The organism is Holzapfeliella sp. JNUCC 72 (assembly GCF_053668685.1).
Map to the genome: position 1 here is coordinate 1,055,311 of NZ_CM132220.1, position 25,184 is coordinate 1,080,494.

The 25,184-nt window shown below is 34.6% G+C and carries 22 protein-coding genes and 2 pseudogenes; 8 read left to right on the top strand and 16 right to left on the bottom strand.

What is annotated here, in order from left to right; all coding sequences use genetic code 11:
- Positions 1-93 precede the first annotated feature (93 nt).
- From JNUCC72_RS05215 to JNUCC72_RS05225, 3 genes are all read right to left on the bottom strand, one after another.
- A complete protein-coding gene (locus tag JNUCC72_RS05215) occupies positions 94-798 on the bottom strand; it encodes a GntR family transcriptional regulator (protein WP_454144721.1) in 705 nt (234 codons plus the stop codon).
- Positions 799-891: 93 nt separating this feature from the next.
- The gene (locus tag JNUCC72_RS05220) at positions 892-1,314 is read right to left on the bottom strand and encodes a GtrA family protein (RefSeq protein WP_454143535.1); all 423 of its coding nucleotides are present in this window, start codon (positions 1,312-1,314) and stop codon (positions 892-894) included.
- Positions 1,315-1,462: 148 nt separating this feature from the next.
- Positions 1,463-2,530, bottom strand: a complete 1,068-nt coding sequence (locus JNUCC72_RS05225) for a D-alanine--D-alanine ligase family protein (RefSeq protein WP_454144723.1) — start codon at positions 2,528-2,530, stop codon at positions 1,463-1,465.
- Between the two features lie 148 nt (positions 2,531-2,678).
- On the opposite strand from JNUCC72_RS05225, the gene JNUCC72_RS05230 reads away from it, so the two are divergent.
- Positions 2,679-4,181 carry a CAP domain-containing protein gene (locus JNUCC72_RS05230; protein ID WP_454143537.1) on the top strand — a complete coding sequence of 501 codons (1,503 nt, stop codon included), beginning with the start codon at positions 2,679-2,681 and terminating at the stop codon, positions 4,179-4,181.
- Between the two features lie 20 nt (positions 4,182-4,201).
- Positions 4,202-4,987, top strand: coding sequence for a glucose-1-dehydrogenase (locus JNUCC72_RS05235; RefSeq protein ID WP_454143539.1), 786 nt, complete (start codon positions 4,202-4,204; stop codon positions 4,985-4,987).
- 36 nt (positions 4,988-5,023) lie between these two features.
- Here JNUCC72_RS05235 and JNUCC72_RS05240 read toward each other — a convergent pair whose 3' ends face one another.
- Positions 5,024-5,521: a MarR family transcriptional regulator gene (locus JNUCC72_RS05240; protein WP_454143541.1), complete on the bottom strand. Its 498-nt coding sequence runs from the start codon at positions 5,519-5,521 to the stop codon at positions 5,024-5,026.
- A 192-nt stretch (positions 5,522-5,713) separates the two neighbouring features.
- Between JNUCC72_RS05240 and JNUCC72_RS05245 the strand changes: the two genes are divergently transcribed.
- From JNUCC72_RS05245 to JNUCC72_RS05255, 3 genes are all read left to right on the top strand, one after another.
- Entirely contained in the window at positions 5,714-7,087 is a 1,374-nt protein-coding gene (locus tag JNUCC72_RS05245; protein ID WP_454143543.1) for a cryptochrome/photolyase family protein, read from the top strand.
- 105 nt (positions 7,088-7,192) lie between these two features.
- The gene (locus JNUCC72_RS05250; protein WP_454143545.1) at positions 7,193-7,603 is read left to right on the top strand and encodes a MarR family winged helix-turn-helix transcriptional regulator; all 411 of its coding nucleotides are present in this window, start codon (positions 7,193-7,195) and stop codon (positions 7,601-7,603) included.
- Positions 7,604-7,670: 67 nt separating this feature from the next.
- Positions 7,671-8,990 (top strand): DHA2 family efflux MFS transporter permease subunit, encoded by a 1,320-nt coding sequence (locus tag JNUCC72_RS05255; RefSeq protein ID WP_454144725.1) that lies wholly within the window; start codon positions 7,671-7,673, stop codon positions 8,988-8,990.
- Here the strand turns inward: JNUCC72_RS05255 and JNUCC72_RS05260 are convergent.
- The 4 genes from JNUCC72_RS05260 to JNUCC72_RS05275 form a co-directional block, all read right to left on the bottom strand.
- Positions 8,987-9,409, bottom strand: coding sequence for a hypothetical protein (locus JNUCC72_RS05260; RefSeq protein WP_454143547.1), 423 nt, complete (start codon positions 9,407-9,409; stop codon positions 8,987-8,989). The two genes, JNUCC72_RS05255 and JNUCC72_RS05260, sit on opposite strands and share 4 nt — an antisense overlap.
- 87 nt (positions 9,410-9,496) lie before the next feature.
- A complete protein-coding gene (locus tag JNUCC72_RS05265) occupies positions 9,497-10,795 on the bottom strand; it encodes an APC family permease (protein ID WP_454143549.1) in 1,299 nt (432 codons plus the stop codon).
- Positions 10,796-11,026: 231 nt separating this feature from the next.
- Positions 11,027-12,325, bottom strand: a complete 1,299-nt coding sequence (locus JNUCC72_RS05270) for an APC family permease (RefSeq protein ID WP_454143551.1) — start codon at positions 12,323-12,325, stop codon at positions 11,027-11,029.
- A 246-nt stretch (positions 12,326-12,571) separates the two neighbouring features.
- Positions 12,572-13,849 (bottom strand): APC family permease, encoded by a 1,278-nt coding sequence (locus JNUCC72_RS05275; protein ID WP_454143553.1) that lies wholly within the window; start codon positions 13,847-13,849, stop codon positions 12,572-12,574.
- A 157-nt stretch (positions 13,850-14,006) separates the two neighbouring features.
- Here JNUCC72_RS05275 and JNUCC72_RS05280 point away from each other — a divergent pair, with 157 nt between their 5' ends.
- Positions 14,007-14,486, top strand: coding sequence for a DUF3290 family protein (locus tag JNUCC72_RS05280; protein ID WP_339968670.1), 480 nt, complete (start codon positions 14,007-14,009; stop codon positions 14,484-14,486).
- A gap of 15 nt (positions 14,487-14,501) precedes the next feature.
- On the top strand, positions 14,502-15,194 hold the full coding sequence (locus JNUCC72_RS05285; protein WP_454143555.1) for a DUF421 domain-containing protein: 693 nt from the start codon (positions 14,502-14,504) through the stop codon (positions 15,192-15,194).
- 46 nt (positions 15,195-15,240) lie between these two features.
- Here JNUCC72_RS05285 and JNUCC72_RS05290 read toward each other — a convergent pair whose 3' ends face one another.
- Complete coding sequence (locus JNUCC72_RS05290; RefSeq protein WP_454143557.1) at positions 15,241-16,098, bottom strand: hypothetical protein; 858 nt, start codon at positions 16,096-16,098, stop codon at positions 15,241-15,243.
- A 149-nt stretch (positions 16,099-16,247) separates the two neighbouring features.
- Here JNUCC72_RS05290 and JNUCC72_RS05295 point away from each other — a divergent pair, with 149 nt between their 5' ends.
- Complete coding sequence (locus JNUCC72_RS05295; protein WP_454143559.1) at positions 16,248-17,006, top strand: nitroreductase family protein; 759 nt, start codon at positions 16,248-16,250, stop codon at positions 17,004-17,006.
- A 27-nt stretch (positions 17,007-17,033) separates the two neighbouring features.
- Here the strand turns inward: JNUCC72_RS05295 and JNUCC72_RS05300 are convergent, their stop codons facing one another.
- The 7 genes and pseudogenes from JNUCC72_RS05300 to JNUCC72_RS05330 form a co-directional block, all read right to left on the bottom strand.
- Positions 17,034-18,776, bottom strand: coding sequence for an ABC transporter permease/substrate binding protein (locus JNUCC72_RS05300; protein WP_454143561.1), 1,743 nt, complete (start codon positions 18,774-18,776; stop codon positions 17,034-17,036).
- Positions 18,777-18,919: 143 nt separating this feature from the next.
- On the bottom strand, positions 18,920-19,801 hold the full coding sequence (locus JNUCC72_RS05305; protein ID WP_454143563.1) for a glycine betaine ABC transporter substrate-binding protein: 882 nt from the start codon (positions 19,799-19,801) through the stop codon (positions 18,920-18,922).
- Between the two features lie 86 nt (positions 19,802-19,887).
- Positions 19,888-20,748: pseudogene (locus JNUCC72_RS05310) on the bottom strand (glycine betaine ABC transporter substrate-binding protein); the annotation flags it as partial.
- Between the two features lie 119 nt (positions 20,749-20,867).
- On the bottom strand, positions 20,868-21,740 hold the full coding sequence (locus JNUCC72_RS05315) for a glycine betaine ABC transporter substrate-binding protein (RefSeq protein WP_454143565.1): 873 nt from the start codon (positions 21,738-21,740) through the stop codon (positions 20,868-20,870).
- 83 nt (positions 21,741-21,823) lie between these two features.
- Complete coding sequence (locus JNUCC72_RS05320) at positions 21,824-22,696, bottom strand: glycine betaine ABC transporter substrate-binding protein (protein WP_454143567.1); 873 nt, start codon at positions 22,694-22,696, stop codon at positions 21,824-21,826.
- 239 nt (positions 22,697-22,935) lie between these two features.
- Positions 22,936-23,883: pseudogene (locus tag JNUCC72_RS05325) on the bottom strand (ABC transporter permease); the annotation flags it as partial.
- Positions 23,883-25,115, bottom strand: a complete 1,233-nt coding sequence (locus JNUCC72_RS05330; RefSeq protein WP_454143569.1) for a quaternary amine ABC transporter ATP-binding protein — start codon at positions 25,113-25,115, stop codon at positions 23,883-23,885. The pseudogene JNUCC72_RS05325 and the gene JNUCC72_RS05330, both read right to left, overlap by 1 nt.
- Between the last annotated feature and the right edge of the window lie 69 nt (positions 25,116-25,184).

The following is a 25,184-nucleotide window of genomic DNA, read 5'->3' on the forward strand; positions in this document are numbered from 1 at the left end:
ATAATTCGCTTTTAGTTAGTACAACTAGTATAAAGTTTCAGTATCGATTTCGTCAACCATTTACAAAAAAGGTTCGTACCAATTTAAAAAATCTTAATCTTCTAAAGAAACAAATGTATGGTAATTCATATAGTCATAACGCAAACGCATTTGTGAATACTCAAATGGTGTCCCATCATCTAAGAAGAAAATACCTGATAACGTTCCAACTGGCTCTGTGGACAATAGGTTCAATTCGGTTCTGTCTTCCTCATTTGAAGGACTAACACCAATTGTGAGGTAAGACTTTGTTACACCTTGTTTTTTGACTTGTTCGACATATTTGAACAGTGACTCAGTTAATGTTTTGGCTTCTAATTGCGGTAAAATTTTGATTGGAATATAACCGGTTTCAATCATAAACGACTGATCATCAAAAGAACGCAAACGCTTAAATGCATAGACAAAATCGGTATCTTTAATAAATAAGTCTTTGGCTAGTTCTTTTGGACAACGTTCCACATTGAATGACAGTAACTTGATTTTAGGCGATTGACCATTCATTTGAAAACTATCACTAATTCCCAAGTTAGAGCCATTTTTATAGTGAAAGACCGAGTCATTTTTGACAAACAACGGATTAATAAAAGTTCCTGAACCACGTTTTTGAAAGACAGCACCTTTATCAGCTAAAAGTTTAAGCGCGCGTTTAATCGAGCTACGGCTAACGTCAAAAGTTTGACTCAATGTTCGTTCATCTGGCAACTTCATCGTTTCTTGATAATCGCCATTTAAAATTTGGGTTTGCAATTCATGCATGATTTTTTTATAAATTAAGCTTTTTTCCACAAAAGTTCCCTCCAAAAAAAACGTAATCAAAGTTCGAGATTTGATTACGTTTTTTTGTAAAATTTAGTTATCTGTTACTTCGTCATCAGCTGCTTGCTTAAATGTTACAAATTTATTGAAGGTGTACTGTGCCACAGTCACAACTCCTAAAGCTAGCAGTTTGATTATAAAAACATTGTAACCTAACTGAGTGGTAAAAATAAACAAAATCAAGTTACTAAATAAAATTCCAACCAATCCAACAACATAATAATTCAAGTAGCGCTTCAACAAGTTATCTTTAACTTTGAAATTAAAATGTGCGTTTAAAAAGAAGTTTGAAGTTAAACCAAGTGTTGAACTGATAAAGTTCACTACTTGAGTTGACTCAATAATCGTGTGTAGTATATAGAAACTTCCAAAATCAACAACTAAACCGCTGACTCCAATTAAACAGTAAATGATAAAATCTCGATTGATTTTTGCACGTTGAGTTACAGGCGACATTCCTTATCTTCCTATCCGGTTATGTAATTTATGCGTTTTGCATACTTTCATATTTTAACGCTTTCAGCGCGTTTTTCCAAAGATTATTGTTCTAAGCTTTAAGAAAACTTACGCTTTAAAAAAGCCGCTACTAAAAGTAGCGACCTTTTTATCTTGTATGATGTAATTCTTTTTTGTGGGCAAAACGTTCTTTAGCGTAAGAAATCAAGTAATCAATTAAATCTGGGTAGTTGATTCCTGCTAATTCAAATAGTTTAGGATACATACTGATATTAGTGAATCCTGGTAATGCATTTAGCTCATTGAAGATAATTTGAGAGTCAGACTTTTGTAACATGAAGTCAACACGTGCAAGTCCTGAACATTCTAAGATGTCATAAACTTTCAAGGCTTCGGCTCTCACTCCTTCAGTAAGTTCTTCAGAAATAGGTGCTGGAATAGCTAACGTTGCACCAGATTCATCAATATATTTGTTTTCGTAGCTATAAAATTGACCTTCAGGTGTTGTGATTTGACCCACACCACTTGCTTTAGGATTTTCATTTCCTAAAACAGCCACTTCAATTTCAACACCATTAATAGCTTCTTCGACTAGTACTTTGTCATCATATTCAAAAGCTTCTGCAAGTCCTTTATTGAAACTTTCTTCATCAATCGCTTTACTAATTCCAACAGAAGAGCCTTGGTTTGATGGTTTGATGAAAACAGTTGACCCTAGTTTTTGTGAAACTTTGTCATAAGTCCATTGATCTTTTGTATGACGTTTAATAATCACCCAATCTGCCACTTTAATTCCTGCGCTTTGAGCAATAATCTTTGTGAAATCTTTATCCATTGTGACAGCTGTACTCAAGACATCTGAACCAACAAATGGCTTGTCTAAGATTCTAAATAGCCCTTGCAAAGCGCCATCTTCTCCAATGTTACCGTGAACGATTGGGAAGAAGACGTCAACATCTTGGTAGTCACCTAATTGTGCAATATTTGCAATATTTGCAACAGCCGCTTTATTTTGTACTTCAAGATGTGGATTATCAAATAGCTGTTTTGATGTTTCTAAATCAACCATAAATCCTGCCTGTGTTAACGCCATTGGGTAAACTTCGTATTTTGTTTTGTCGATAGCTTCATAAATGTTTTTAGCTGATTGAACTGATACTTCATATTCAGAAGAGTTTCCGCCAAAAATTAAACCAACTTTAGTTTTTTTCATTATATAAAATTTCCTCTCAGTTAATTACTGTAGTATGGTTGTATTATACTACGAGTTAATTTAATTCAAAAATATTTTTTAAATATAAACTTTAAAGTTAACTTTTTTCCTAATTTTTGCTTATAATGTCAGTAATAGGAGGAGTGTTTTTATGATACAATTTAAGAATAGAAAAAGCTTATTGCTTTTTGGTACACTATTTTCAATGACTTTACTAGTAGGGGCTCAAAATAATAATACCGAGGCCGCTACATTCACAAAAGCCGAAAAGCAACAAGTTGAAAACATTCAATCACGCTACAACAGTTTAGATAAAACACCAATTAACTCACAGACGCTTTATCAAGATGTTCCCAGCTTAATTGATCCGTTCAATCCAGGTAAGTTACCTAATAGTTATATTTCAAATACTATTGCCTACATCAACTATTACCGTGACTTATTTGGCTTACCTGCTATCACTTCTTTACCAGAAGAAAATAATGATGCGCAGTTAACCGCTTCAATTATGGCTGCGGCACAAGCAACACCTTTCAAAAATCAACATGGTTTACCCAATGCCACAAAGCCCGACTTCATTTCTGATGAAGACTGGCGTACTGCACAACAAGTTTCTAATTCATCTAACTTAAACTTTAATATTTATGACCAAAGTGCTGGTGATGTGATTACTGACTTAGTTCGTGATAACTACAATCTATCAGGTAATGATACTGGTCACCGTGCTTGGTTGTTATCCACTCGTATTAGCAAAACCGGTGTGGGGGCTGCTTATGGGAACAATGGTTTTCGTTACTTTGTGCAACCTGTAATGTATGGTAATGATATTTTTAAGCAACCTTCAAAAAGCACCGTTACATACCCTGCTAGTACACTATTTCCAATTGAAATGGTGAATAGTCGCAATACACCTTGGTCAGTTTATTTATCTGACAAAGCAATCTTTACAACACCAAAAATCACAATTAAAGACGTTGATACTGGACAAGTTGTCGATGCTCAAAACGTGTCAAACTACAGCCAAGATCAATTTGGTAATTTCCACACTATTTTGACTTTTTCCCCAGGAGATTTACCTCTAGTATCAACCCATGAATACTATGTTGATATTGAGGGTGTTTATAGCTACAACTTCAAACTATTTAATCAAGTTGCAGCTAATCAACCAGAAATCACATTAACTGACGAAGAAGCTGTAAAAAAGCAAACCCCCACTACAAAACCAAACACAACGCAAACAAAACCAACTACTCAAACACCAAAAGTAGATATTGCACCGAATAAATTCCGCGAAACCCTGATGAAAAAAGCTGAATCTATTCGCGATTCTCTCGAATCACGCAACAACTTCCAGTATTTGGTCTTTGGTCGCTCTTACCAAGATGGCAATGACTTTTACAATCTAGGATATGATCAATGGTTCAAGGATTTCTTTGAATTCTCAAATCCCGATATTAAAGCGGGACTAATTGACGTTTCTTCTCGAATGCTTGATCGTCAAGTCTATACTAGCCCGTATCCAAGTCATCGTGAATCGACTTACCACTTTTTAAACGTTGGCGAAACGCTCCCGTATGGTCAAACAATCACCGTTGGTCAAGAAGTTTGGTACTACTTAGGACCTAAACAATGGGTTAAGCAAATTAGTCAATAATTGCAAACAGGAGGTATATTATGTACAAAGATTTAAATCAAAAAGTCGCTGTTGTTACTGGTGGTTCTAAAGGAATTGGTACTGCTATTAGTCGACGATTTGGCGAAGAAGGCATGAAAGTTGTCATCAATTATAATTCCGATGAAAAAGGTGCTCAAAAAGTTGTTGATTTAATTAAAAAACATGGTGGAGACGCTATTGCTATTCACGCAGATATTTCAACAGAAGAAGGTGTTTCTCACCTACTTGAAACAGCGGTCTCTGAATTTGGCGGACTTGATGTATGGGTCAATAATGCTGGCATGGAAAACAAACATGAAACAAACAAATTGACACTTAAAGACTGGCAACGCGTTATTGATGTCAATCTAACTGGTACTTTTTTGGGTAGCCAAAAAGCACTTAATCACTTCTTAGATGAAGATAAGCCAGGTAGCATTATTAATATCTCAAGTGTTCATGAACAAATTCCATGGCCTACTTTTGCACACTACTCAGCAAGTAAAGGTGGCGTTAAATTGCTAACTCAAACGATGGCATCTGAGTATGCACGTCATAATATTAGAGTTAACAATATCGGACCAGGCGCAATTAAAACGCCAATTAATGCTGAAAAATTTGATGATCCAGAACAACTTGAAGAAACCACTAGCATGATTCCAATGAAAAAAATCGGTGAGCCAAAAGACGTTGCAGCGGCTGCTGCATGGTTGGCTTCCAGTGAATCTAAATATGTAACAGGTATCACCTTATTCGTTGACGGTGGTATGACACTTTATCCTGCTTTCATGGATGGAAAAGGATAAAAAAAATAATCGCATAGTCACTATGCGATTATTTTTTTACCAAATTTTCCACCAAGGTTTTGATTTTTTATCTGATGATGTAGCTTCTTTAACTTCTGAAACTTTATCTTTTAATGAATCAATTTTGTCGTCTTTTTGAGCTAATTCTGATTCTTTTTCTTCTAAAGCTTTTTGAGTTTTTTCAAGTTCAGTTTTTGCTTTTTCAAGTTCTGATTCAAGTTCTGTAACCTTTACTGAATCTTCTGCTGCTTCATCTTTTGAGGCAACATCTTGAGATTCTTCAACAACTTTTTCTTCTTTGTTTTCAGTTATTTCAGGTTTAGCTTTAGCTTTTGGCTTAGCTTTAGTTTTTGCTTTTGTTGAGTCAGAATTTTCAAAGTGTGCTGTAATTGATTCAACACCTTCATCTGAAATCACAAATTTGTTACCTACTTTTTCAACATATTGTTGTCTACTTTCGTCTTTAAGTAGCTTGTTGATTGTCGTTTTTGAAACGCCAAGTTCTTCTGAAAGTTCGCGAACTGTCTTTGACATGAAAACCCCTCCGTCGTGTATTTATCACCTATAATCGTACCATTTATATTCTGATTTGTGTAACAAAATTTTTCAAAAAATCGTTTTTTTGTGATGAATTAACTCGAATTTTTCAATTTTAAATAGCTAATTTGAAAAAAATAATTTCAATAATGCTAAAATGAAACTAATTACTATTATGGAGGTATTTTTATGATAATTGTTTGGTTTAAAAACGATTTAAGGCTCAACGATAATACTGCTTTAATTGAAGCAATGAAAACAAATGAACCCCTAATGTGCGTATTTCAGATTAACAATCCACAACTGCTTAGAGGTAGTAAAAGTCAAGACTACTTTTTTCAATCAGTTAAGGCATTCAATGATAACTTAACAAAAATTAATCAGCCTTTGCATTTTATTTATGGTGATACCGAAGATAGTTTCAATAAACTACTTACACAATTTCCTGATGCAAAGGCAATTTACACTAACATTTCTGAGCGTGGCTATGGACTTAAGCGCGACCATCTTATTCGAAAAGTTGCACAAAATCATAGCATCGACTTCCACGGGTTTATGGATCACCATCTTATCGGTGCTTACGAATTGCTCAAAAAAGATCAAACACCTTTTAAAGTGTTTACACCTTACTATAATCAATGGAAAAAATTAACTAAACCTGCTTTTCAAAAAATTGATTTGGATAAATTTAAAACCCTAGCCCAACAAAACCAAGATGATGATTTATTCAAGGAAGGCAAAGAAAAGTTTCAAAACCTAATTGAAAACGCCCATCAGTTCGATCATATCGACTTAAAGAAAGTGCGTCAGTCATATGATGACTTCATCGATAATCGTTTAGAAGATTATCCAAAAGATCGTGACTTTCCTTCTTTAAATGGGACAAGTGACTTATCAAAAGATTTAACAACCGGATTAATTTCAATTCGTGAAGTTTACTGGCGATTAATTCAGCATGCTCCCGAAAGTGATGCCAAGCAGGCTTTTATTCGCCAACTTTGCTGGCGAGATTTTTACAACATGGTTTATGCTTACAACCCTGATGCAAACAACCTTGAAATCAAAACTGAGTATCGCAAAGTTAACTGGCGCTATAGTGAAGAAGACTTTGACAAGTGGGTTAATGGTGAAACAGGATACCCATTAGTAGACTCTGCTATGAAACATTTCAAAGAAACTGGCGAACTTCACAATCGTCTAAGAATGGTAGTTGCTTCTTTCCTAACTAAGGATTTATTAATTGACTGGCGTTGGGGTGAAAAATACTTCAGTGAACAATTGATAGATTATGATTCAGCTTCTAATATTGGTGGGTGGCAATGGGCTTCTTCAACTGGTACCGATGCTGCACCTTACTTTAGAATTTTCAATCCGACAACCCAAAGCGAACGCTTTGATCCACAAGGTCAATTTATTCGCCAACATTTACCTAATCTTGCTAGTCTATCGAACAAAGATATCCACAAACCTACTGACGCTCAACGTCAAGAATTGAATTATCCACAAGAAATTGTTGATCATAAATTTGCCCGTCAGCGTGCACTTGATGCTTTTAAAGGCTAACTATTAAACCGTTCATTTTTTGAACGGTTTTTTTATTGACATTATATAAGAAATTCATTACAATGTATTTTTGTTAGCTAACTAACTAAAAACAGGAGGCCCTAAATGAAAAAAAATATGAGTCGATTACTGAAAATCGCTTCAAATAACCTAACGAGAAGTTTCAATACCTTTGCTGCTCAGTATGAACTAACCAGTACGCAAATGTCGATTTTGGATTTTATCAGTCTTGCCAATGGTCCTGCTTTACAAAAAGATATTGAACATGAATTTGTTATTAAACGTTCAACTGCAACGAATTTGTTAAAACTAATGGAAAAAAAAGACTTAATCTACCGTGTTGAAAATCCCGAAGACAGTCGCCAAAAGTTTATTTACCTAACTGACAAATCAAAAGAAGTCATGGACTCAATCAAAAACTACATGAAACTTGAACAAGAAGAACTATACAGTACCTTTACAAAAGAACAGTTAGACACATTTGAATCAGTTCTAAATTACTACATCAACAAATAAAGGAGGAATTTTTTTGGCCACTAAAATTAATCCAAAAACACTCATTGCTATTATTGCAACTGGAATCATGTCTTTTTGTGGCGTTGTTGTCGAAACAGCCATGAATATTGCCTTTCCTGCATTGATGAGTGAATTTCAAATTGGAACAGCAACAGTTCAATGGATGACTACATCATATCTATTAACATTATCAATTATCATCCCTTTATCTGCCACCTTAAAAAAACGGTTCACCAATAAAGCCCTGTTTAGTTCGGCAATCTTTGCATTTATTATCGGACTAGTCGTTGATGCTATGGCACCAAACTTTACACTTTTAATACTGGGAAGAATCATTCAAGGTATTGGAACAGGAATTGCATTACCGCTGATGTTCAATATCATTTTAGAACAAGTTCCAAGAGAAAAAATCGGGATTATGATGGGAGTAGGCTCACTAATCACTGCTGTTGCGCCTGCTGTCGGCCCTACTTTCGGTGGTCTGGTTATCACTGGTTTAGGATGGCGTTACATTTTCGTTCTATTAATTCCCGTTTTAATCATGACATTTTTGATTGGTTTTGTCTCAATCAAACAGATTTCGCAAACTACTCATGTTTCTTTTGACTATTTGAGCCTTGGTTTCATTATTTTAACTTTTGTTGGATTAATCATTGGTCTAAGTAATATGGGAACACACTCTTTTTTTAGTTTATCAGTTATTGGTTTCATATCAATTGGTATACTTGGTTTGTTAGCCTTAATCATTCGTTCAAATAAAATCAATGACCCGCTTATCAACTTTAGTATTTTGAAAAACAAAAAATTTAGTTTACATCTATTCTCATTCTTTGTTTTACAATTTCTAACACTATCGTTCTCTTTCATCTTACCCAATTATATCCAGCTCGTGAACACTAGCAACGCTACTGTTGCCGGACTATTATTATTACCTGCTGCTTTAATGGGTGCGATATTATCACCTTTTAGCGGTTTAATACTAGACAAATTTGGCCCACAAAAACCAATTTTATTGGGATCTGCATTAATTTTAATTGGTACTTTGCTATTTTTAGTATTTAGCTCAAGTCTATCAAATCTATTAATCACTGTTTTCTATATTGTTTATATGATTGGGCTAGGTTTTTCTTTTGGTAATATTATGACTAACAGTCTAAAACAACTGCCAAAAGAACAAAACGCTGATGGAAACGCACTTCTAAATACATTGCAACAATTTGCTGGTGCAATGGGGACTGCAGTTATTTCAACTATTATTGCACAAACTCAGCAAGTGACTCACTCATATGTTAATGGTGCACATAATGCCATTATTCTGCTAGTTATATTAAGTATTTTAGAACTCTTTTTAATCTCAATGGCATTAAAAAAGAAGAAGCCTTATTAGGCTTCTTCTTTTTTAAGATATTTGTATTCTTTGAATGAAAGAACAACACCCACGATACGAATAATCCAACCAATAAACATAACGAATCCACCAGGAATTAAGGATACCATGTATTCAGATAGTTTTTGTTCATCGACAGCTTGCGCATTTTCACTTATCTGTTTTAGTAGCTCTTGATCAACATGAACTGTTTGAAATAACAGGTATGACAAAATTGTAAACATTGCCCCAAACAACAAAACAATTGCCCCACGTTTTCTAACAGCTTCTTTAGGAGCCTTAGCTATAATATAAACAGTTCCCAAAATCAAAATAGCTGTTGGCACAAAAAAGATAATGGATGCTGGAATGACTAGCGAGACAATTCCAACTATGAACAGCCATAAATAAATCGATTTAAACTTTGATAAACTTTCCAAAAATAATTCCTCCATAAATATAAGTTACTTTCACTATAACATTGTACAAAAAAAGAGCGTCCATAAAGGCACACTCTTTAAGTTATCTTAAGATTTTTGTCGTGATTTTTGTGTTACAAAGTACATTACTGCTGAAAAGATAATAGCAGCTCCTGCACTCATTAATTGAACTGCAGAGGTTTGCGTTAATAATATCAAAATTAAAATCGTTGCAAATCCCGCAATGTACAAACTTCCTTTGATATTAACAGGACGTTCAATATCCTTTTTAGTGAAATGGAATACCATCACAGATAATGTTGTTGGTAAGAAAATTACCAGTGAAATCACAGAAGTTAGTTGTGATAGAATTTCAAAACCACCAGATAAAGATAACAGCATAGATAATATATAAGTTACAATAATTGCTACCGCTGGTACATTTTTAGCATTTTTCTTAGCTAAGACTTTAGGAAGCATACCATTTTGCGCCATAGCGCCAACAGGTCTAGGTGCCCATAAAGCAACAGCCATTGCAGCTCCTGCCATTGAAACAACACTACCAACAGCCACGATTCCTGATCCAACTGGTCCTAGAATTCGACCAAAGGCAGCTTGAACCGGCACTGTATTTTGTGCAAGTTCTGTTCCTAAAATACCAATAGATACCGCTTGCAATAAGATGTAAAATGCTGAAACTAGTGCAATAATTGTCACTAAAGCACGTGGTAAATTACGTGTTGGATTCTTCATATCCGCAGCAATCAATGGTAATGATTCAAAACCACCGAATGCAAAGTAAATAAGTAAAACAGCTTGTGAAAAACTATCAAAACTAATTCCTTGAGGTGGTACGACTGGTGAGTAATTTCCTTGTTTAATGAAGAAAACACCAATAACGATAAATAAAACTAATGGTAACAGCTTAGCGATAGTCATAATATTGTTAATGTACTTCGCTAATGTTACACCTGACAAGTTAATAATGGCTAGAACTGCAAATATAGCAACAGTTAACACTTTTTGTGTGAATTCACCACTTAGAAATGATAATGAACCGCCCAAAATTTTAACTAATCCACTAATGATAGTGGCCAAAATTGTAATTTGTAACATACAATTTAATAATCCGACAATGTACCCTACAAAATCACCAAAAGCTTCTTTAGCGTACAAGTATGGGCCACCATCTTCTTTGAATAATGACGCATTTTGGGCAATAGACAATGCTACTGTTAGAACAAGTACAGCAGCTAATAAAAAGGTCAATAGACTTGCTGTCCCCACTTTGGCATAAGCAGAATTTGGAATAAGATAAATTCCTGATCCGATAATTCCGTTAATTCCAATTAATACAATACTCCAAAAACCTAATTTATTCTTTTCTTTTTGTTCACTTTTTCCCATTATAAAACACTCCTATCGAAAATTAATTGACTGTTTGCTTAGTTATTTTGATAGTAGCGCCAATAATAATGAGTAAGTTCCATTCCTATTTTATTTTGTAAACTGTTTTGCAATTGAGTTTTCATAACTACTGGCTCCTTTTAATATATTTTTTGCTTGATTAACGGCTTAGGAGCGCCAATACATCAAACAAAAAGGAACCGACATCAGGTGTCCTGTTTCCATTGTGTTTTATCCTTTCTGTGTATTATTTTTTCTATCATATATAAAGTAAAATGGAATCGCCAAAATTAAAACGATAAATACTCCAATAAATTGATCTAGCGAAGCTTGTGTCAATAAGACAATACTGATTAAAGCGGCTAGGATTGCAATTGTTTTTCCACCTTTAACTTTAAAGGTTCTTTCTTCTTTTTTAGTATATCTAAACACAACAAGTGCTAATGTCGTTGGAATAAATAACAAGAACGTAATGACTGAACTTACTTGTGAAAGATAAACAAAACTACCACTAATTGAAATCAACATTGAAATGACTAAAGTCACAATAATTCCAATGTAAGGCATTTGTCGTTTGTTTTCTTTAGATAAGAATGCAGGTAACATTTTGTTTTTTGAAAGTGCAATTGCTGGACGTGGTGTCCAAAATGCAGTTGCAACACTTGCACCAGCGCTAGCAATAATCGTTCCAGCAGCAACTAAAATACCGCCAACAGGTCCAAGAATCCTTTGAAAGGCATCTTGTACTGGGACCACACTGGTTGCTAAATCTGGTCCTAAAATTCCAATTGAAACGACTTGTAGTGCGATATAGATAACTGAAATCAAAGATATTGTCACAATTAATGCTCTAGGTAGATTTTTTCTAGGATTTTCCATTTCACCCGCTACTAATGGTAGCGCTTCAAATCCACCAAAAGCGTAGAAAATTAAGAAGACGGTTTGAGCAAAGTTAGCAGGTTCAAACGACTGTGGTAAGGCAAGAGGTTGAAAATTTTGACCTTTCAAGAAGAAAATTCCGATACACAAGAATAAGAACAATGGAATTAATTTTGAAAAAGTCATCAAGTTATTAACATATTTTGTTAATTTTAACCCTCTAACATTTAAGACAATCAAGATTAAAAATGTGACCATAATGGACACCGTTTTAACCCATCCATCAGCGAATACTGGTGATATTCCTGCAAGTGTTGTAATGAAACCATTAACAACAGTCGCCAACACAAATATTTGTGCTAGCCAATTTAAGATTCCAACTTCATAACTTACAAAGTTTCCAAATGCTTCTTTGGTATAGAGATAAGGTCCACCATCTTCTTTGAAAAGTGAGGCATTTTCACCTATAACTAAAGCAATTAGTAAAACTAAAACTGAGGCAAATACAAAGGCTAGTAAACTAGCTGTCCCCATTGATTTGTAGGCGTTGTTTGGTAGCAGGAATATTCCTGATCCCATTACACCGTTAATTCCGAGTAATACAATACTCCAAAAGCCAAGCTTATTTTTATTTTGATCTGATTTCTTCATAATGATAATCTCCTATTAATTTTTAGTCATACAATGATTGGTTAGCTAAAATTAACAAGATGTCGGTGATCATAAAGAAATTCCTGTACTTGGTGATAAGTCATACATCTGCTCCTAATATTTAAAATATGCGTTTTAAATATTAGAATGATGTACTAAACAAAATGGAATTGTCATTAATAATTTTAAGTTGGTCTCTTTAATTAACAATCTCAACGTCCTTTCTAAATGATAACTATATAAAAGTTAGTTTCTTCTATAATATACGAAATAAAACGGAATTGCGACCATAAATGTTAAAATAAGTGAAATCCATTGTACAAAAGTGGTCTGTGTCAGTAAAATAACGCTAAAAATAATAACCAAAATAGGAATTGTTAATCCACCTTTAACCGTAAAAGCGCCTTTTCTTTCTTTATGTTTAAATCTAAAAACAATTAACGCTAAAGTGGTTGGAATGAAAATAACAAAGGTAATTACTGAACTAATTTGTGATAAGAACACAAAACTGCCACTTAATGAAACTAGAAACGCAATCACCATAGACACTATAATTCCGTAGTGTGGCATATCAAATTTATTTTTTTGTGATAAGAACTGCGGTAGCATTTTATTTTCTGACATCGCAACTCCTGGACGAGACATCCAAAATGCGCCTGCAACACAAGCACCTGCACTAGCTACAATCGTTCCAGCAGCCACAATTGCACCACCAAATGGTCCTGCAATTTTAGTAAAGGCATCTTGTACTGGCACTACGCTATTGGCAAGGTCACTTCCTAAAATTCCAATCGAAACGATTTGTAATAAAACGTAAATTAATGAAACCATTAAAATGGTTGCTACAATCGCACGTGGTAAATTCTTACGTGGGTTTTTCATTTCACCAGCTACAAGTGGTAAGGATTCAAATCCACCGAAGGCATAAAAAATCAAAAAGATTGTCTGTGAAAAGTTATTCGGTTCTAATACACCTTCAGCCACTATTGGTTGATAGTGCGCCCCATTTAAAAAGAAAATACCAATTGCTAAAAAAAGAACTAGTGGCACTAGTTTTGAAATTGTCAAAATGTTATTCACATTTCGATTCAATTTAAGGCCCCTAATATTCAAAATTGCTAACAGTAAAAAGACGATTGCAATCGTAATATTTTTGACTATCGGATCATTAAAAATTGACGAAACACCTGACAAAGTCGTTACAAATCCATTCACAACAGTTGCAAATGCGACAATCTGTGCAATCCAATTAACAATTCCAATTTCATAACCAACAAAATCTCCAAAAGCTTCTTTAGTATAGAGATAGGGTCCGCCATCATCATTAAATAATGAGGCGTTTTCAGCAATAACTAAGGCAATAAATAAAGCTAAAATCATTGCACATAAAAAGGCAAGAATACTTGCTGTTCCCATGGATTTATAGGCATTATTAGGTAGCAAAAATATTCCTGATCCAATAATACCGTTAATTCCAAGTAGGACGATACTCCAAAATCCTAATTTATTTGAATCTTTATCCAAAATGAATCGCTCCTATTTTTTTACTGCTATTTTAAAATAGAAAATTTTTTAAAATAGCGTTATGATAAGTATGTTAGTGATTAAAATATGATTTTAATTACCCACAACCAATTAGTGTAATTTAAATTTAGCTACAGGTAAAGGAGTATTGAACAGAATGTTTTACTTTTTAACAGATTTTTGGTCATATAGCTTTTTTGAGGGGAATCAAAGCGATTTAAGCTTAATCATTCGTTTCGCCCTAATTATTATTGTCCTTGGCTTTTTAGCATGGACAGCCTTTGATTACTTTAGGAATAAAGATTCTATGCGTAATCGTGATATTTTAGTGGTACTAGTTATCTTTTCTGCTCTATTGGTACTTAATCAATATTCAAGTTTTCAACAAGCACACAATTCATTTAATAATTCAACGCAAGTTAAAACTTTTCTTGATGCTGTTAAGGTCAACCAAAACACCGAAACTGATCAAATATTCGTTAATCAAACCTCACTTTCTAGCGGTATGATTTTGAATATTGGTGGCAGCAAGGGACGGTTTTATAAAGTGCAGTTTAATAATGATAACGCCGTTAGTTCCTACGATTTAACCGAAACCAACTTAATTAACACAAAAGATATTACTTTTAATAAATAACTAGGGGGAAAAACAATGGTAAACTATGTTGATATTGGGCTTAAATTAACGTTAGCCTTTGCAACTGTAATTCTTCAAATTAACGTCTTTGGTAAAGGAAACTTAGCACCTAGTAACGCAGTTGATCAACTTCAAAACTATGTCCTAGGGGGCGTTATCGGGGGAATGCTCTACAGTAAAGACGTGACGTTACTTCAATTCTTTATTGTCTTATTAGTTTGGTCATTTATTGTTTCATTTGTTAAGTTACTAACTAATCATAGTCGTTTCTTTAAACGTGCTATCGATGGTTCACCCGTAACCGTGATTAAAAATGGGAAAATCAATGTCGAAGTTTTAAATAGTATTGGTCTATCAGCTCACGACTTATCCTTCAAACTACGTTCCACAGGTGCTTTTGATATCCGCAAAGTTAAACGTGGTGTAGTCGAACAAAATGGGCAATTGACAGTTACTCAAGTTGGCGATGAAACCATTAAATATCCTATTATTATGGATGGTCAAATTGATGAAGATGCTTTAGATGTTATCAATCGTGATGAAGATTGGTTAATGAGACAACTTAAACTAAGAGGTTATGAACTTAACCAAATTTATATGGCTAATTATTTATCACACAAAATCGTTATCTTCCCTTACTCAGGTATTGGTGATGAAGATGATGAAAAAAGTGAACATGATGAAAAAAAAGCAGATGAAGAAAGTTAATTTAATTAATAAAAAAAGCTTTTCGATAAATTATCGAAAAGCTTTTTTAGTCGATTAAGGGCTTAGTTAATAGAGATAAAATACTAGCAGAAATAAACATGACAACCCCAGCTAAAACAACATTGAATGACAAGTAAGAGGTATATTGAATAATTGCAGCGGCAAATTCACCTATTACACCTGAAAAGTCAAATAATGAAGTTATAACAGCTAAAATCATAAATAATATCGTTAAAACTAATCCTAGTCGAGAAACTACTGATAGAAGCTCTTTGATTGCTAATTTCAAATTCATTTTTGACTTTCTCATTCTATTTAAGATAACAATTAATAGAATCAAAGCAATCAATAAAACACCAATTGCAATCATCCAAAATAGAGTCACTGCATTAGATAAGGTTGTTAAGCCATCTAAATCAAATGTTCCTAAAACCGCATATTGAGAAGTTTGTTCATTTTCTTGCAGTGCTGTTTTGACGCGTTTTGCTTTTGTGGCACTACTATCATCAATCACATTAATCAGTGTTATTTTGATTTCGGATGCAATTTGTAAACTATTATTTCTAAAGTTGTGAATACCAGCAGTGTAATCAATCATATTATTCATCACGTCGTTTGATTGCTCTTCATTTAAGAGCTTTGCTGATAGTTGATTTTGATCTGTTGTAACAGAGTTAGATAGTTTAACAAATTGACGGTTGATATAGTTAGTCATATGTGTTGAATTATTCAGATTAGACTTTACAAAATTGGGATTTAAGTAAGTAGCCATTAATAAAACGGACAGTATAATCACTAAAATGTCACTCACTAAAAAACCGGTTAATCGCTTCGGCTTTGTTTTTGTAACTTTTTTAGCTGTTGATGTTGTCCGCTTAGACCTTTTCAATTCTTTTGTAGCCATTAATATGCACCTCAGCCCTTTTATTTAAATACTATTCCTAAATTATAACATATTCTATAAAATCTCATTAAAATTCCATCACAACACTTTACAATACACAAAATATTGATTAACCTGTTAGCTAATCATTTTAACAAGAGGTGTTTTTTATGTCAGAACCAAGTCATCATTTTCTAAATTTAATTAACAAACGAACTAGTATTCGCAAGTTTCAAGATAAACCCCTTTCCAAAACTCATAAAGAGCAAATTACAACTGCCAGTTTTAACGCACCAACAACTCAGTTTAGACAAGCTGGTTCGATTATCGAAATTTCAGACCCTGTAATCAAAGAACAACTAGCTGAGATTTCTGGACAATCATATGTCGCTAATAATGGTTTACTGCTTGTTTTCATAGCCGATGAATATCGTAATACTGCTATTGCACAAACTAACAATCAAGACCACTTTATGTATCAAAAACCCATTTCGCTTATTAATGCGATTGTTGATACTTCTTTAATGGCTCAAAACGCTAACTTAGCTGCTGAGAGTTTAGAAATTGGTTCCGTTTATCTCGGTAGCATCTTGAATGATGCACAAAAGGTTATTGAGTTATTAAAACTACCCAAATACACCTTCCCTCTCTTTGCGATGGCATTCGGGTATCCTGATGATAATCCTGACGTTAAACCTAAACTAAATCATCACCATCGACTATTTCAAAATAGTTATGACCTAAACCATATCAACTCAACATCCTTTAATGAGTATAACACCGACATCAAAAATTACTACGCTAGTCGTGATTCACACAATAGAACTGACTCGTTTATTTCTCAAATTGCTCAAGGTGGTCACTTAATTCAAGGTAAAAGACTTGATATCGCTAAAATACTTAAAGACCAAGGATTTGACTGGCAATAAAAAAAGACGACAAACTGTCGTCTTTTTTTATTGTTTAAAAGTTTGTACGCGAGATGCGTGATTTGATAACCACCATTTTGCAACTTCTTGTGGATTTTCACCGTTTCTAATTCTTAACATCACTTCACTAATATCTTGCTCATCCCATTTAAAGTTTTTAAGCAAGTTATAAGCTTCTGGATAATCATCTTTCAATCCTTGTCGTGCGATCGTATTGATTTTTTCAGACTCACCCATTACCTTTTTAGGATCTTGCAAAATTTTAAGATGATATTTAGCAAATATCCAATGAGGTGACCAGCCTGTCACAACAACATCTTGGTGATTTTTGACAGCTTGGCCTAATACAACTGCCATTGCACCAGAAGAAGAAGTGCTGACTTGCCAGCCTTTTAAGTTAGCGTATTGTTTTGTCGCATTTTGTGCATAATCGACAATTGATTCAGAAGGTTCAATTCCTGTAATCGTTTTATTGGCTTCATCTTTCAAATCTTCAATAGAATTGGCCTTCATATAATCAGGTACAACTAAACCAACTTGAGCTTTATCATAATTAGCACCTAGTAAATCTAACTGATCTTTGTACTCGGCATACTCGTTCTTATGAGTCGTTGGTAACCAAGCACACAACATTGCATCTGCTTGTTTAGTGGCAACTGACTTCCACATGATTGCATCATCTAATGGCATAATATCAACGTCATAACCTGCCTCACGTAACAATTCACCTGCCACGTTAGTTGTTGCCACAGCATCATCCCACTCAACGTAAACCAACTTAATATGGCCTTTAGAGTGACTAGCTGAAGCAGTTGTTGCTTGAACAACACCGCCAGAAACTGTTAACAGCATTAAAGCAACTGCTGCAATAATATGAACTTTATGTTGATGTTTTCGGCTTTTAGCATCAACTAGTTTTCGGTGAGCAATATGGCGATTGATGTTATGCGCAAATCGGTCAATAATAATCGCCATAATCACAAGTGCTAGCCCATTTACAAAACCATGCCCCACTTGAGCACGTTGAACAGCAGATAGCACACCTCGACCAAGTCCAGGAGCGCCAATCATGGATGCAATCACAACCATTGATAAAGACATCATGATCGTTTGATTAGCCCCTTCTAGGATCGTATTACGTGCGTAAGGTAAATCTAGTTTGAATAGTCGCTGTGTATCAGTTGACCCAAATGAAGCAGATGTTTCTACCAAAGACTTAGGGACTTGATGAATACCCAAGTTTGTCATTCTAACAACAGGTGGCAAAGCAAAAATCACTGATGAAACAACACCAGGCATAACACCGATTCCAAAAAAAGCAACAGCCGGAATTAAATAAACAAACCCTGGCATTGTTTGCATAAAGTCAAGGAATGGTGTGATTATTTTTGACGCAGTTTGACTTTTAGCATCTAATATTCCCAAAGGAACCCCAATAATTAGTGCAATTAAACTTGAAACCATCACTAATGTTAATGTACTCATTAAATCGTTCCACAAGTGTTGGTTGTAGATAAATAACAGTCCTAGAAAACTAAAAATTGTCAGCCCTAGTTTCTTACCTGAAATGTAATAAGCTGTTACAACAATTAATAGCATTAACACAAATGGATTAATCCAAATTAAAAAGTCGCTAATCCAGTCGATACCCCCTTGTCCAATTGTTTGAATAACATTAAACAATTGCGCGAATGTTTGTGTAAACCATTGCACAAATGCATCAATCCATTCAGCTATCGGCAGCCGGGGGACGTCTATGTTAGCAGTCATTTTCTATTTTTCCTCCTAGTAATTTCAAAACATAATCAATTTATGCCTTCATTGTAACAATAATTTCAAAAATATCACGTATTAATTGAGATTTATCCAAAATAAAAAACATCACTTATTTTTAGTGATGTTTTTTAGCGCTTTTATTTAGATTCTTTCCACTTGTTAACTTCTTCTTGGTGGTTAGCAATCCAGTCTTGAGCTGCTTTTTCTGGTTTTTCACCATTACTAATTGCAAGCATTACCCCATTGATATCTTCACTGCTCCACTTGAAGTTCTTCAATAAATTATAAACTTCTGGTTTATCTTCTTTTAAACCTAGACGTGCTACTGAATTAATTGTTTCAGTTGCCCCCATTGTTCCTTTTGGATCTTCTAAGAACTTAAGATCGTATTTTGAGAACATCCAGTGTGGTTGCCAACCAGTAACCACGATTTCTTCTTTGTTTTTGTATGCCTTATCTAACGCAGCAGTCATAGCACCTGAAGATGAAGGAACTAGTTGCCATGATTTTAGATTATCATATTCTTTAAGTGTTTTTTCAGCTAAACTCATTGTTCCTGAACCAGCGTCAATACCTGTTACAGTCTTTTTAGCTTCATTTGATAAATCAGCTATTGAATTCACATTCATATATTTAGGCACTACCAATCCAAGCTTAGCACCTTCAAAGTTAGACCCTAGTAATTCTAATTGGTCTTTATACTTGTTGTATTGTGCTTCATGAGTGACAGGTAACCAAGCAGCTACCATACCGTCAGCTTGCTTGTTTGCGATTGATTGCCACATAAATGACATATCTAAAGGTGTCAATTCAACATTATATCCCATATCTTTTAAGACTTGTCCAACCACATTAGTTGAAGCAACTTCACTATCCCATTCAACGTAAGTTAGCTTAACACTCTTAGCGTTGTTTGAGTTTGATGTATTGTCAGTTTGTTTGTTGCTTGAACAAGCGGTCGCTATCACTGCTAGAAATGCCACGAAAGCTGTTAATAAAACTTTTTTTAAATGTTTCATACAAATTCCTCCTGGTATTTTTGAATTAAAGTTGGCTAAAAAAAAAATACTAGTTATTAACTAGTATTCTTTTAATCAAGACTTAATTAAGCTTTTTTCCATGAGTTAACTTGGTCTTGGTGGTTAGCAATCCAATCTTGCGCAGCTTTTTCTGGTTTTTCACCATTACTAATTGCAAGCATTACGCTGTTGATGTCTTCGCTAGTCCATTTAAAGTTTTTAAGTACATTGTAAACTTCAGGTTTGTCTTCTTTAAGACCTTGGCGAGCGATTGAGTTAATTGTTTCTGCTGAACCCATTGTACCTTTTGGATCTTCTAAGAACTTAAGATCGTATTTAGCGAACATCCAGTGTGGAGCCCAACCTGTTACAACGATATCTTCTTTGTTCTTGTATGCTTTATCTAAGGCTGTTGCCATAGCACCTGAAGATGAAGGTAGTACTTGCCATGATTTCAAGTTATCGTATTCTTTAACTGTTTTTTCAGCAGCTGCCACAACACCAGCACCGGCATCGATACCTGTAATTGTTTTCTTAGCTTGATCTGAAAGGTCTGAAATTGAGTTTACGTTTTCCATGTATTTAGGAACAACTAAACCAAGTTTAGCACCTTGTAGGTTTTCACCTAATAATTCAACTTTATCTTTGTATTTACTGTATTGTTCTGCATGAGTACTTGGTAACCATGCTGATACCATACCATCAGCTTGCTTGTTAGCAACTGATTGCCACATAACAGCGTTATCCATAGGTACAGCGTCAACAGTGTATCCCATACCTTTTAAGACTTCACTTAAAACGTTTGTAGAAGCTACTTCACTGTCCCAGTTTACGTAGGCTAATTTAACTGATTTTGATGAGTCTGAATTCTTGCTGCTGTTGTTTGATGAACATGCAGTAACGGCTACTGCAGCAACGGCTACAAAAGCTGTTAATAAAATCTTTTTCATTAATTTCATTAAAATTTCCTCCTTGATATTTTTCGAAAATCAACACTTCTATTTTAGCAACTTTTGAATTTTTTTCAAAGAAAAGTTGAATTTTTTAAGAATAATTTCATCTTTTATCAAGATTGTTTCCAGCTTGCTACCTTATCAGGATTCTTTTCAATCCACTCTCTAGCAGCTTTTTTAGGATCGACATTGTCACTTAGCTTAACCATGATTTCGTTAATATCTGGTAAATCCCATTTGAAGTTTTTAAGAACTTTAAAGGCTTCTGGTTTATCGTCTTGTAATCCTTTTCGTGCAATGGTTGTAATTGTTTCTGGTGCACTAATTGTGCCTTGTGGATCATCTAAAACTTTCACGTCGTATTTATTAAACATCCAGTGAGGCATCCAACCTGTGATAATAATTTCTTCTTTGTTTTTGATAGCTTTATCTAAGGAAGAAAACATGGCACCTGAAGATGAGGGCATTAATTTAAATCCTTTTAAGTTAGGATATCTTCTCAGGGTTTTTTCAGCGTTAGCTGTAATTCCAGCTCCTGGTTCCATCCCAGTAATTGTTTTATGCGCTTCATCTTTTAAATCAGCTATTGAATTAACTGACATATATGAAGGCACGATAAATCCTGCTTTGGCTCCATCTACTAAACTTTCACCTATAATATCCACATTGTTTTTGTAGCGCTTATATTCCGGACCATTGGTTGTGGGCAACCATGCCGTTACCATAGCATCAGCGCTGCCATCAGCGACTGACTTCCACATAAAAATGTTGTCTAGAGGTACCATTTCAACTTGGTACCCCATATCTTGCAAAACTTCACCTACTACGAATGTTGATGCAATTGCATCATCCCATTCCTTGTAAGCTAGCGTAATCTTATTCGAAGACTTCGCAGCTTGAGTTTCTTTTTTAGGGGAGCATGCTGTAAAGCTCAACCCAACAAACAATAGTGACAACATGATGCTAATTTTCCTAGCAAATTTCATTATAAATATTTTTCCTCCAACTTATCTCGGCAATAAAAAATGCGCTATCCGGTTGATAGCGCATGTTCATTATTATACTACAATTATGAATTTTTCCAACTGTTAACTTTATCTTGATTTTTAGAAATCCAGTCTTTGGCAGCTTGATCTGCTTTTTTACCACTACTCATCTCAAGCATCACGTCACCAATATCACTCATATCCCATTTAAAGTTTTTAAGTATTTTGTAAACTTCTGGGTTATCTTCTTTAAGTCCTTGTCGAGCTACAGTATTAATTGTCTCTGGTGAACTAATTAATTTTTCTGGATCTTCCAAGAATTTAAGATCATATTTTGTAAACATCCAGTGTGGTTCCCAACCCGTAATAACAATTTCATCTTGGTTTTTATAAGCCTTGTCTAAAGTAGCTGTCATTGCCCCTGTAGAAGATGGCATTAACTTCCAATCTTTCAAGTTAGAATATTGTTTTAACGCGTTTTCTGCACTTGTCATAATTCCCGCACCAGGTTCAATCCCTGTGATTGTTTTATTAGCCTGATTAACTAAATCAGAAACGGAATTTACATTTGTCATATATGAGGGAACTACAAGACCTGATTGAGCTCCCGATAAGCTAGGACCAACCAAGTCAATTTGATTTTTATATTTTTCATATTGCTGACCATGTGTTAGAGGTAACCATGCAGATACCATTGCATCTGATTGTTTATTCGCAACAGATTGCCATACAATAGCGTTATCTAGGGGTGTCAGTTGAACATTGTAGCCCATTTCTTTCAGAACTTCAGCAACAACGTTAGTGGATGAAACTGAGTCATCCCACTCCATATAAGCTAATTTAACGGTTTTTGAAGTATCGCCTGATGATTTGCTGTCGCCTGATGAACAAGCTGCCAGTGGCATAATAACGGCTGTCATCAGCACAGCTAACATCACTTTTTTCAATTTACTCATAATTACTTTTATCCTCCAAATTTAGTAGATTCATACCTATAATAGATGCAAAAAAATACGCTCCCTAAAGAAACCAGAGAGCGTATTTTTGTTTATTATCAAAATGTCAAAATGTTGATTCAAAGAGTTGATAAGAAGAACTAATTTATGCTCTCAAATAAAGTAGTAAATTTAATTCTTTTTTCTCTTCTCAATAAATTAACACATCGTAATGATGATTATCCCATCACAGCTTGAACAATTGCACTAACAACGATTACTACAACCGATCCAATTAAAACGCCACGACGAACTTTCATTTGTTTTAGTTTTGCATCTTTGTCAATAGCTTTTGATTCTGCTGACATTAGACGGTTAATGTTTTGTGTGTAACGGTCAATAATAATAGCTAAGATAACTAGTGAGATACCGTTAACGAAACCTGTACCAACTTGTGCTCTTTGAACAGCAGATAAAACACCACGTCCAAGACCAGGAGCACCGATCATTGATGACATAACAACCATTGAAAGTGATAACATGATTGTTTGGTTAATACCAGCCATAATTGTGTTTTTAGCAAGTGGTAAGTCAAGTTTGAATAAACGTTGGCTACCTGTTGAACCAAATGATTCAGCAGCTTCAACAAGTTCTTCAGGAACTTGGCGAATACCTAAGTTTGTCATTCTAACTGTTGGTGGTAACGCGAAGATAACTGATGAGAATACACCAGGAACAACACCGATACCGAAGAAAGCAACAGCAGGAATCAAGTAAACGAAACCTGGCATTGTCTGCATGAAGTCAAGAATTGGTGTGATAACGGCTTGTGCACGATCACTTTTTGATGACCAAATACCAAGAGGCACACCAATAACAACAGAAACTAAACTTGAGATAAGTACCAATGTAAATGTACTCATTAAGTCTGACCATAGGTCTTGGTTCAATACGAATAATAATCCGATTAAACTAAATGCAGCTAAACCGAATTTACGTCCTGAAATAAAGAACGCACCGATTACAACGATGGCAATCATTACAAATGGATTAATCCATGTTAAGTAGTTAGTCATCCAGTCCATTAATCCTTGACCTACTGTTTGAATAAATCCAAATAGACCAGAGAATGTATTGGTTAACCAGTTTGTAATTGCTTCAACCCAGTCAGCAACTGGAAGTTGTTGAATTAACATATTAGGTAACATTATTTATCCCCCTTTTCAGGTTGAACATCTACAATATCATTAGTATCGATACTTTCAGCATCTTCATCTGCTAATGCTTCAATAACGCTACCACGAATAACAACACCTAAAACTTTTCCGTTTTCTGTAACAGCAACCGGTGTTTTAGCATCGTAAATGATATTGAAAATATCGTTAACAGTTGTGTCTTTTGCAATTGTAGGAATTGAAGTATCTAAGTATTCTACTAAATCTTTTCCTGTATTTTTAGCATCACGTGCAGCTTCCGCTGTAATAACACCTTGTAACTTACGGTCACGATCAACAGCAAGTAACATTGAAATTTTATCGTGTTTCATACGACGTAGTGCGATATTTGGACCTTCTGATTGAATATTCAATAATGAAGCAGGTTCCATAATATTTTGTGCTGTTAGCACACGAGAGTAGTCAACGTCTTGAACGAATGTCTTAACGTAATCGTTAGCAGGAGTTGTTAGAATTTCTTCCCCTGTACCGATTTGTTGGATTTGACCATCACGCATAATTGTAATTCTATCACCTAAACGAAGTGCTTCGTTTAAATCGTGAGTGATGAAAATAATTGTTTTTTGTAATTTTTGTTGTAGTTCTAGTAATTCGTCTTGCATTTCTTTACGAATCAATGGATCAAGCGCTGAGAATGCTTCGTCCATTAGAAGAACTTCTGGATCGTTAGCTAGCGCACGGGCTAAACCAACACGTTGTTGCATACCACCTGATAATTGACTAGGTAGTTGATCTTTAAAGTCGTATAAGTGTAAGTTCTTAAGTGCTTCTCCTGCACGTTTGTTACGTTCTTCTTTTTCAACGCCACGAATTTCTAATCCGTAAGCTGTATTTTCTAGAATTGTACGGTTTGGGAAAAGACCAAAGTTTTGAAATACCATACTCATTTTTGTACGGCGAATTTCACGTAATTTATCTTTGTCTACTTTAGCGATATCATCACCATCAACCATAACTGAACCATCAGTTGGTTCAATTAAACGGTTAATCAAACGAATCAATGTTGATTTACCAGATCCTGAAAGACCCATAATAACGAAGATTTCGCCTTTTTCAACTTTGAAACTTGCATCGTAAACCCCTACAGTTGCACCGGTCTTACGCAAGATTTCATTTTTACTCTTTTTATCTTTAACCATTTCTAGAGCGGCTTTAGTTTTTCTACCAAAGACTTTTGTTAAATTTTTAACTTCTACTACTGGCATGGTTACCTCCATAAATTTTGTTAAGATGATTAACAGACTATAACATATAATCATAAAAAGGCACTTTTT